Origin of the sequence: Streptomyces sp. NPDC059900 (assembly GCF_050270335.1) — a bacterium.
Lineage (GTDB): Bacteria > Actinomycetota > Actinomycetes > Streptomycetales > Streptomycetaceae > Streptomyces.
This window is the reverse complement of the sequence record NZ_JBNNJZ010000281.1, coordinates 1-10,588: the sequence shown is the minus strand read 5'-3', so window position 1 is coordinate 10,588 and position 10,588 is coordinate 1. Positions and strand designations below refer to the sequence as shown.

Sequence of the window (10,588 nt, the reverse complement as noted above, 5' to 3'; positions counted from 1 at the left end):
TCCAAGAACTACTGGGCCGACGTGAAGAAGGACTTCGAGGCCGAGAACAAGGGCTACAAGGTCGACGTCCAGGTCATCAACTGGAACGAGATCGACAAGTCCGTCAAGAACATGATCCAGGCGGGCAACCAGCCCGACCTCCTGCAGACCGGCGGCTACGCCGACAAGGTCGCCGACGACCTGCTCTACAAGGCCGACGAGGTCCTCTCGCCCAAGACGCAGGAGAACCTCATCCCGAGCTTCGCCAAGGCCGGCGAGGTCAAGGGCACGCAGTACGGCATCCCGTGGGTCTCCTCCAGCCGCGTGATGTTCTACAACAAGGCCGTCCTGAAGAAGGCGGGCGTCAAGACGCCGCCCAAGACCTGGGACGAGGTCGCCGCGGCCGCCAAGAAGATCAAGTCTTCCAAGGCCGCCGACACCCCCTACGCCCTCCCCCTCGGCCCCGAGGAGACCCAGGGCGAGACGATGATGTGGGAGCTCGGCAACGGCGGTGGCTACACCGACGCGAGCGGCAAGTACACGCTCGACAGCGCGCAGAACGTCGAGACCTTCGACTGGCTCCAGAAGAACCTCGTCAAGCCCGGTCTGACGTACTCCAACCCGGCCTCCACCGACCGCAAGACGGCCTTCGCGGACTTCGCTGCCGGCAAGGTCGGCATGCTCAACGGCCACCCGAGCCTGATCCAGATGGCCAAGGACGGCAAGGTCGACTACGGCGTCGCGCCGATCCCCGGCAAGGCGGGCCCGCTGGACTCCACGCTCGGTGTCGCCGACTGGATGATGGCGTTCAAGGACGGCGGCGCGGAGAAGGAAGGCGTGAAGAAGTTCCTGGACTTCACGTACTCCAAGAAGATGCTCCAGTTCGACGAGATGTACAACCTGATGCCCGTCACCCAGGACACGCTCAAGGAGATGCAGTCCAGCGGCAAGCACAAGGACCTGGAGCCGTTCTTCGAGGTCCTGCCGAACGCCAAGTTCTACCCGCTCGGCGACACCTCGTGGGACGTCATCTCCGCGGAGATGAAGAAGACCGGTGGCAAGGCCGCGAGCGACGACCCGAAGGCGGTCCTCGGCGACCTCCAGAAGAAGGCGGAAACGGCGGCTGCGGAGAACAAGTAGCACGCAGGCAGACGCACTTCGTCCCGTAGTCCCGTTTCGCTAGGAGACCTTGTGTCACTGAAGGCCCCTCCGCCCCCGGCCGACACCGGCCGGGGACGGAGCGGGCGCGCGCCCAGGCCGGTGAGCCGCCGCAGCGGTATCGCACGACTCGGCCCGCTGCCCTGGATAGCGCCCGTCATTCTGCTGATCCTCGCCGTGGTCATCTGGCCGGTCGTCGAGCTGATCCGCACCTCGTTCCTCAACATCTCCATCGCCGGCATCGTGCGCGGCAGCGCGGGGACCGACAAGTACAAGAAGCTCTTCGACGAGACCGACTTCGGGGCGGTGCTGCTCTGGACGGTCGTATGGACCGTCGTCGTCGTGACCGTGACGATGCTGCTCTCGCTGGCCCTCGCCCAGCTGTTCAACCAGAAGTTCCCCGGCCGCACCGTCACCCGCTGGGCGCTCATCGCGCCCTGGGCGGCGTCCGTCCTGATGACCGCCATCGGCTTCAAGTGGATGCTCAACCAGACGGCGGGCGTCCTCAACACGCTGATGCTGGACCTCGGCCTGATCGACCATTCCAAGGACTGGCTCGGCAAACCGGAGACGGCCTGGCCGTGGATGATGGCCGTCGCGATCTTCGTGTCGCTGCCCTTCACCACGTACACGCTCCTCGCGGGCCTGCAGACCATCCCGCACGAGGTCTACGAGGCGTCGCGGATCGACGGGGCGAGCCCCTGGCAGACCTACCTGCACATCACGGTGCCGATGCTGCGGCCCGCGTTCCTCGTCGGTGTGGTCATCAACCTCATCAACGTCTTCAACTCCTTCCCGATCATCTGGGCCATGACGCAGGGCGGGCCCGGCTATGACACCTCCACGACCATGGTGTTCATGTACAAGCTGAAGGAGACCGACATCGGTGAATCCGCCGCGATGTCCGTGGTCAACTTCGGGATGGTCGTCGTACTCGTGCTGATCTTCCTGAAGGTCAGCCGGTGGAACGAGGAGGACTGATGGCCACCGCGACGGCGCCTCGCGCGAAGTCCCCGAAGGGCTCCGCGCCCCAGCTCAAGCCCAAGCGCACCTTCCGGCCGCGCACCCTGGTCATCACCGTGGTCGCCTGGGCGCTCGCGGCGGTCTTCCTGGCTCCGTACCTGGAGATGGTGATCACCGCCCTGCGGCCCAAGAGCGAGCTGCGGGACCGCACCTATCTGCCCACCGACCTGGAGTGGTCGAACTTCATCGAGGTCTGGAAGGAGTCGGAGCTCGGCCAGAACCTGCAAGTGACGCTGCTGGTCGCGGGCGGGGCGACGCTCCTGGTGCTGCTGGTCTCGCTGCCCGCCGCGTACTACACGGCGCGCATGCGATACCGCGGGCGCAAGGCCTTCCTGCTCCTCGTCCTGATCACCCAGATGTTCCAGCCCACCGCCCTGCTGGTCGGCCTCTACCGCGAGTTCCACCAGCTGGACATGCTCAACTCGGTCTGGACCCTGATCATCACCAACGCGGCGTTCAACCTCGCGTTCGCGGTGTGGATCCTGACGGCCTACATCAGCTCGATCCCGCCCGAGCTGGAGGAGGCGGCGATGGTGGACGGCACGAGCCGGTTCGGCGCCATGATCAAGGTGACGCTGCCGCTCGCGCTGCCGGGCGTGGTCACCGCGGTGATCTTTACTTTCATCACCTCGTGGAACGAGTTCGTGATGGGCCTCACGCTCACCACCGAGCCCGACAAGCAGCCGCTGACCGTCGGCATCAACAACTTCATCGGCGCCTACACCGTGGAGTGGAACTACCTCTTCGCGGCCTCCGTGGTGGCGATCGTGCCGGTCATCGTGCTCTTCGCCTTCATCGAGAGGCACGTGGTCTCGGGTCTCACCGCGGGATCGGTCAAGTAACGGATCGGCCCTCTCAGGCCGGGTCTGGGTGGTTTGGGGGGTATCCCCGCCACTTGGACCCGGCCTGTCCGGCTGTTCAAGAGGGCCGATTTGGGTCAAGGACTTGACTGCGCCAACCCGTTCAGCAGAGCTTGGAGTTCACAACTTGTACGGGCGGCGAAGTAGCCGTTACGTCAGACGGAAAAGGGTGGCTGAGTCAATGGAGACTCCGGGGTCGCAGTCGTCGCTGCACCGGGCCAATCTCGAGCGGGTCGTACGTGCCGTACGCCTCGCCGGGTCGCTCACTCAAGCGGAGATCGCCAGGACGACGGGTCTGTCCGCGGCCACGGTCTCCAACATCGTCCGGGAGCTCAAGGACGGCGGAACGGTCGAGGTCACGCCCACCTCGGCGGGCGGCCGCAGGGCCCGCAGCGTCTCGCTCAGCGGTGACGCGGGCATCGTCATCGGCGTGGACTTCGGCCACACGCACCTGCGCGTGGCCGTGGGGAACCTCGCCCACCAGGTGCTCGCCGAGGAGTCCGAGCCGCTGGACGTGGACGCGTCCGCCGCGCAGGGCTTCGACCGGGCCGAGCAGCTGGTCAGCAGGCTGATCGCGGTGACGGGGGTGGACCGCGCGAAGATCGCGGGCATCGGCCTCGGTGTGCCGGGCCCCATCGACGTGGAGTCCGGGACGCTCGGCTCCACCTCGATCCTGCCGGGCTGGACCGGCACGAAGCCCGCCGAGGAGCTCAAGGACCGCCTCGGCGTCCCCGTGCACGTCGACAACGACGCCAACCTCGGCGCGCTGGGCGAACTGGTCTGGGGCAGCGGCCGCGGGGTCAAGGATCTCGCGTACATCAAGGTCGCCAGCGGTGTCGGCGCCGGTCTGGTGATCAGCGGGCGGATCTACCGCGGGCCCGGCGGCACCGCGGGCGAGATCGGGCACATCACCCTGGACGAGTCGGGTCCGGTCTGCCGCTGCGGCAACCGCGGCTGCCTGGAGACCTTCGCGGCGGCCCGCTATGTGCTTCCGCTGCTCCAGTCCAGCCACGGCACCGAGCTGACCATGGAGCGCGTGGTCTCGCTGGCGCGCGACGGCGACCCGGGCTGCCGGCGGGTGATCGCCGACGTCGGCCGGCACATCGGCAGCGGCGTGGCGAACCTGTGCAACCTCCTGAACCCGAGCAGGGTCGTCCTGGGCGGCGACCTCGCGGAGGCCGGTGAGCTGGTCCTGGGGCCCATAAGGGAGTCCGTGGGGCGCTATGCGATCCCCAGCGCGGCCCGGCAGCTCTCCGTGCTTCCAGGGGCCCTGGGGGGCCGTGCGGAGGTCCTGGGCGCACTGGCTCTCGCACTCAGTGAAATGGGCGATTCGACCCTTTTGGATGGCTCGCTGCCCGCGACCGCACCTGCCTTCACTTAGATAACGCATGGCACCGTTGTCATCTCGTTAAGGATTTACTCCTTGACGCTGGTGTGGCGGCCGAGTTGACTTCGAGCCACCTCGGCCGCAACGACGCGGCCACGTCAGGGAGGTTGGACAGTGAACACCCATCTGCGTCGTGCCGCGATAGCCATGACCGCTACCGCGATGGCCGTTTCCCTTGCCGCTTGTGGCGAGGCCGGTGGCGGTGACAAGGGAGACGGGGACAACAAGACCATCGGTCTGTTGCTCCCCGAGAGCAAGACCACGCGTTACGAGTCCTTCGACTACCCGCTGATCAAGGCGAAGGTCCAGGATCTCTGCTCCGACTGCAAGATCAATTACAAGAACGCCTCCGAGAACGTCTCGACCCAGAAGCAGCAGTTCGACGACCTCGTCGACTCCGGCGTCAAGGTCATCATTCTCGACGCGGTCGACTCCGGTGCCACCAAGGCGTGGGTGCAGGAGGCGAAGAAGAAGGACATCAAGGTCGTGGCGTACGACCGCCTGGCCGAGGGCCCGGTCTCCGCGTATGTCTCCTTCGACAACGAGAAGATCGGCAAGCTCCAGGGCCAGGGCATCGTCGAGGCGCTCGGCGACAAGGCCAAGGACTCCAACGTCGTCATGATCAACGGCAAGGAGTCCGACCCGAACGCCGCCCTGTTCAAGAAGGGCGCGCACTCCGTCCTCGACGGCAAGATCAAGAAGGTCGTCTACGAGCAGACGGGCGAGTGGGACCCGAAGATCGCCGGCGAGAAGATGGGCACCGCCATCACCTCCCTCGGCAAGGACGGCTTCGACGCCGTCTACTCCGCCAACGACGGCATGGCGGGCGGCATCGTCGCGGCCCTGGAGTCGGCGAAGGTCAAGGGCATCCCGGTCGGCGGCCAGGACGCCGAGCTGGCGGGCATCCAGCGGATCCTGAAGGGCACGCAGGCCTTCAGCATCTACAAGCCGTACAAGCCGGAGGCGGAGAAGACCGCCGAGGTCGCGGTGAAGCTCCTCAAGGGCGAGAAGATCGACTCGCTGGTGACGGCCAAGCTCGACAGCCCGAGCGACAAGGGCATCCCGTCCGCGCTCGTCCAGGCCTTCGTCGTCACGAAGGACAACATCAAGGACACCGTGGTCAAGGACAAGCTCTACAAGACGAGCGAGATCTGCACCCCGGACTTCGCCAAGGCCTGCGCGGACGCCGGCATCAAGTAGCCGCAGGTTGCCGGCAACGGACTCGTACGGCGTCCCGGTCCCCCTCTCACTCACCCCGCTGCCGGGGTCCGGGACGCCGTACGTACGCACCTGCTCGCACCCTCGCTTCTGCTTCTTCCCCCCTTAGGCCCTTTCCGCAGGGCCGTCGCCCACATCAACATCCCGCCGTACGCCATGCCCGTACGGCCTCCGCCAGCCCCTGGCGGACGAAGGAGATGGTTCACATGTCCGCTCCGCCCGTGCTGGCGTTGCGCGGCGTCTCCAAGCGCTTCGGTGCCGTTCAGGCGCTCACCGATGTCGAACTGGAAGTACACGCCGGTCAAGTGGTCGCCCTGGTCGGCGACAACGGCGCCGGTAAGTCGACCCTGGTCAAGACGATCGCGGGGGTCCACCCCATCGACGAGGGCACCATCGAGTGGGACGGCAACCCCGTCTCCATCTCGCGCCCGCACGACGCCCAGGGCCTGGGCGTCGCCACCGTCTACCAGGACCTCGCGCTCTGCGACAACCTGGACGTCGTCGCCAACCTGTTCCTCGGCCGTGAGCTCGGCCGCGCCAAGGTCCTCGACGAGGTGGCGATGGAGAAGCGTGCCAAGGAGCTCCTTGACACCCTCTCCATCCGCATCCCGAGCGTGCGCATCCCGATCGCCTCGCTCTCCGGCGGTCAGCGCCAGGTCGTCGCGATCGCCCGCGCCCTGGTCGGCGACCCCAAGCTGGTGATCCTCGACGAGCCCACCGCGGCGCTCGGCGTCGAGCAGACCGCACAGGTCCTCGACCTCGTGGAGCGTCTGCGGGAGCGCGGCCTCGCGGTGCTCCTCATCAGCCACAACATGGCCGACGTCAAGGCCGTCGCCGACGAGGTGGCCGTCCTGCGCCTCGGACGCAACAACGGTGTCTTCAGCGTCAAGGACACCAGCAACGAAGAGATCATCGCCGCTATCACCGGAGCCACGGAGAACGCCGTGACCCGGCGCAAGGCGCGCAACGCGGAGGCCGCGAAGTGAGTGACACCGTGAACACCTCGAAGCAGGTGGACGCCGAGGCCCCGGCCGCCGACGCCATCCCGGCCGTAGACCCGCGCCTGCTCGTCCGTGAGCAGGGTTTTGCCGGGTACCTCACCGAGTTCAAGCGGAAGATCAAGGGCGGTGAGCTCGGTTCCATACCGGTCGTCACCGGTCTCATCGTGATCTGGGCGATCTTCGAGATCACCACGGGCCGCTTCCTCGACCCGTCCAACCTCAGCAACATCGCGCAGTACATCGTCGGTCCCGGCCTCATCGCGACCGGCATCGTCTTCGTCCTGCTGCTCGGCGAGATCGACCTGTCGGTCGGCTCCGTCGCCGGTCTCACCGCCGCGATCAGCTCGGTCCTCGCCATCAAGCAGGACGTGAACGAGTTGCTCGCCGTCCTGATCGGCCTGGTCGCCGCCGGCGCCATCGGTGCCCTGCACGGCTTCTTCTTCGCCAAGATCGGCGTGCCCGCGTTCGTCGTGACGCTTGCGGGCTTCCTCGGGTGGAGCGGCCTGCAGCTGTACGTCCTCGGCAACACGCTGAGCCTGAACAACATCTCCGACGGCATCATCTACAACCTGAACAACTACTACTTCAGCGATGTCGCCGCCGCCTACGGCCTGGCGACCGTCGCGGTCGCCGCGTACGCCTACTCCCAGTGGAGCCAGCGCGTGCGCCGCAAGGCCGCTGACCTGCCGCACCGCCCGGTCAGCGAGCTGGCCCTGCGGACCGCGGTCGTCGCCGTCCTGGCCTACGTCGTGGCCTTCGTCCTGAACCAGGAAGACGGGCTCCCGCTCGGCCTCACCGTCTTCGTCGGCGTGGTCGTCCTGGCCAGCTTCGTGCTGCGCCGCACCAACTACGGCCGCCAGGTCTTCGCGGTCGGCGGCGGCGTCGAGGCCGCGCGCAGGGCCGGCATCAACGTCGTCTGGATCCGGATCTCCGTGTTCACGGTCTCCGGCTTCCTCGGCGGGCTCGGCGGCCTGTTCATCGCCTCCCAGTCCGGCGTCGCCGACTCGAACCTGGGCGGCGGCGACACCCTGATGCTGGCGATCGCCGCGGCGGTCATCGGCGGCACCAGCCTCTTCGGCGGCCGGGGCACCCCCTGGTCGGCGCTGCTCGGCATCCTGGTCATCCAGTCGATCATGACCGGCCTGTACATGTCGGGCAGCTCCAGCAAGGCCGTGCAGTCGATGATCACCGGCGCCGTGCTCCTCGCCGCGGTGGTTCTCGACTCCGTGTCCCGCAGGAGCCAGAAGGCGGCGGGCCGCGCCTGACCCCCGCCCGCGGGCGCTGCCGTCATCCGATCGGCAGCAGCCCCGCATGAACCCTGTGCCCGGCGTCAACGAAGACGCCGGGCACAGTCATGACCCGTTCGCGTGACGTGGAACTCACGGCCCGGACGCCGTCGGCAGCGGCGGAACATTAGACTCAACAAGCCCGGCAACATCCGGTCAACGCTCGAACAGCTCTACTGCAAGGAGGCACGGGTGCCGCTGCTGACCCGCATCAGGGGACCGCGCGATCTGGACCGGCTCAGCCCGGAGGAGCTGAACCAGCTGGCCGGCGAGATCCGCGCCTTCCTCGTCGACGCAGTCTCCAAGACAGGCGGCCACCTGGGCCCCAACCTCGGTGTGGTCGAGCTCACCATCGCCATGCACCGCGTCTTCGAGTCCCCTCAGGACAAGGTGCTCTTCGACACCGGCCACCAGAGCTACGTGCACAAGCTGCTCACCGGCCGCCAGGACTTCGCCAAGCTGCGCACCAAGGGCGGCATCTCCGGCTACCCCGCGCGCGCCGAGTCCGAGCACGACGTGATCGAGAACTCGCACGCCTCGACGGTCCTCGGCTGGGCCGACGGTCTCGCCAAGGCCAACGAGGTGCGGGGCAAGGACGACCACGTCGTCGCCGTCATCGGTGACGGCGCGCTCACCGGCGGCATGGCCTGGGAGGCGCTGAACAACATCGCCGCCGCCAAGGACCGCCCCCTGGTGATCGTCGTCAACGACAACGAACGTTCGTACGCCCCGACCATCGGCGGCCTCGCGAACCACCTGGCGACCCTGCGCACCACCGACGGCTACGAGCGCTTCCTGGCCCGCGGCAAGGACATCCTGGAGCGCACCCCGGTCGTCGGCAGGCCCCTCTACGAGACGCTGCACGGCGCGAAGAAGGGCCTCAAGGACTTCATCGCCCCGCAGGGCATGTTCGAGGACCTCGGCCTGAAGTACGTCGGCCCGATCGACGGCCACGACATCGAGGCCCTGGAGTCCGCCCTGACGCGCGCCAAGCGCTTCGGCGGCCCGGTCATCGTGCACTGCATCACCGAGAAGGGCCGCGGCTACAAGCCCGCGGAGGAGGACGACGCCGACCACTTCCACGGCATCGGCCCGATCCACCCCGACACCGGCCTGCCCATCGCGGCGGGCGGCATGGACTGGACCTCCGTCTTCGGCGAGGAGATGGTCAAGCTCGGCCGCGAGCGCGAGGACATCGTCGCGATCACGGCCGCCATGCTCCAGCCGGTCGGCCTGAAGAAGTTCGCCGAGGAGTTCCCCGACCGGGTCTACGACGTGGGCATCGCCGAGCAGCACGCGGCGGTCAGCGCCGCGGGCCTGGCCACCGGCGGCCTGCACCCCGTCTTCGCCGTCTACGCCACCTTCCTCAACCGCGCCTTCGACCAGCTCCTGATGGACGTGGCCCTGCACAAGTGCGGCGTCACCTTCGTCCTGGACCGCGCGGGCGTCACCGGCACGGACGGCGCGTCGCACAACGGCATGTGGGACATGTCGATCCTGCAGTGCGTGCCGAGCCTGCGGATCGCCGCCCCGCGCGACGCCGACCAGGTCCGCCTCCAGCTGCGCGAGGCCGTCGAGGTCAAGGACGCCCCGACCGTCGTGCGCTACTCGAAGGGCGCGGTCGGCCCGGCGGTCAAGGCGGTCGGCAAGGTCGGCGGCATGGACGTCCTGCGCAAGGCGGGCACCAGCCGTCCCGACGTCCTCCTCGTCTCCGTGGGCGCCCTCGCGCCCATGTGCCTGGAGATCGCGGACCTCCTCGACAAGCAGGGCATCACGACCACGGTCGTCGACCCCCGCTGGGTCAAGCCCGTCGACGAGGCGCTCGCCCCGCTCGCCGACCAGCACCGCGTGGTCGTCACCGTCGAGGACAACTCGCGCGCGGGCGGCGTCGGTTCGGCCGTCTCCCAGGCCCTGCGCGACGCGGGCGTCGACGTGCCGCTGCGCGACTTCGGCATCCCGCCGCGCTTCCTGGACCACGCCTCGCGCAAGGAGATCCTCGCCGAGATCGGTCTGACCGCCCCGGACATCTCCCGCCAGGTGACCGGCCTGGTCGCCAAGCTCGACGGACGGTACGAGCGCACGGCCGCCGTGGACTCCGTCGAGGCCGCCGAGCCCGCGCGCGACTGAGTCAACCCGCACCGCCGACGGGCCGGTTTCACCACCCTGTACGGGTGGTGAAACCGGCCCATTCGCGTGAATAGGCTCGCGCCGGGGCTTACGGGGTACCCGCCCTCTCGATCATGTCGGGGACGACAAGCGTGGGAGGTACGCCCGTGAGCAGCAGTCTCTTCAGGACGAAGAGCGTCGAGCAGTCCATCAGGGACACCGAGGAGCCGGAGCACGCGCTCAAGAAGTCCCTGTCCGCCCTCGATCTCACGGTCTTCGGCGTCGGTGTCATCATCGGCACCGGCATCTTCGTACTGACCGGGAAGATCGCCAAGGAGACGGCGGGACCCTCGGTCGCCCTCGCCTTCGTCGTCGCGGGGCTCGTCTGCGGCCTCGCGGCGCTCTGCTACGCCGAGTTCGCCTCGACGGTGCCGGTGGCGGGATCGGCGTACACCTTCTCGTACGCCTCGCTGGGCGAGTTCCCCGCCTGGATCATCGGCTGGGACCTCATCCTGGAACTGGCGCTCGGCTGCGCGGTGGTCGCCGTCGGCTGGTCGGGCTACATCCGCT

9 protein-coding genes are annotated in these 10,588 nt (G+C 67.9%); all 9 read left to right on the top strand.

Going from position 1 to position 10,588, the window contains the following annotated elements; translation table 11 throughout:
* Positions 1-1,119: extracellular solute-binding protein (locus ACQKIP_RS28915; protein ID WP_427744546.1), on the top strand; the 1,119-nt coding region annotated here is incomplete at its 5' end.
* 120 nt (positions 1,120-1,239) lie between these two features.
* Positions 1,240-2,118 (top strand): carbohydrate ABC transporter permease, encoded by an 879-nt coding sequence (locus ACQKIP_RS28910; RefSeq protein WP_365858462.1) that lies wholly within the window; start codon positions 1,240-1,242, stop codon positions 2,116-2,118.
* A complete protein-coding gene (locus ACQKIP_RS28905) occupies positions 2,118-3,002 on the top strand; it encodes a carbohydrate ABC transporter permease (protein WP_365858464.1) in 885 nt (294 codons plus the stop codon). The genes ACQKIP_RS28910 and ACQKIP_RS28905 overlap by 1 nt, the downstream gene beginning before the upstream one ends.
* Before the next feature lie 199 nt (positions 3,003-3,201).
* Positions 3,202-4,401, top strand: a complete 1,200-nt coding sequence (locus tag ACQKIP_RS28900; RefSeq protein WP_365858466.1) for an ROK family transcriptional regulator — start codon at positions 3,202-3,204, stop codon at positions 4,399-4,401.
* A 120-nt stretch (positions 4,402-4,521) separates the two neighbouring features.
* Positions 4,522-5,607: a substrate-binding domain-containing protein gene (locus ACQKIP_RS28895; protein ID WP_365858468.1), complete on the top strand. Its 1,086-nt coding sequence runs from the start codon at positions 4,522-4,524 to the stop codon at positions 5,605-5,607.
* 215 nt (positions 5,608-5,822) lie between these two features.
* Positions 5,823-6,611 carry an ATP-binding cassette domain-containing protein gene (locus ACQKIP_RS28890; protein WP_365858470.1) on the top strand — a complete coding sequence of 263 codons (789 nt, stop codon included), beginning with the start codon at positions 5,823-5,825 and terminating at the stop codon, positions 6,609-6,611.
* The gene (locus ACQKIP_RS28885) at positions 6,608-7,891 is read left to right on the top strand and encodes a sugar ABC transporter permease (RefSeq protein WP_365858472.1); all 1,284 of its coding nucleotides are present in this window, start codon (positions 6,608-6,610) and stop codon (positions 7,889-7,891) included. Before ACQKIP_RS28890 ends, ACQKIP_RS28885 begins: the two co-directional genes overlap by 4 nt.
* A gap of 213 nt (positions 7,892-8,104) precedes the next feature.
* Positions 8,105-10,039, top strand: coding sequence for a 1-deoxy-D-xylulose-5-phosphate synthase (dxs, locus tag ACQKIP_RS28880; RefSeq protein ID WP_365858474.1), 1,935 nt, complete (start codon positions 8,105-8,107; stop codon positions 10,037-10,039).
* 113 nt (positions 10,040-10,152) lie between these two features.
* Positions 10,153-10,588, top strand: a 436-nt coding sequence (locus ACQKIP_RS28875) for an amino acid permease (RefSeq protein WP_427744540.1), incomplete at its 3' end; no start/stop codon positions are given.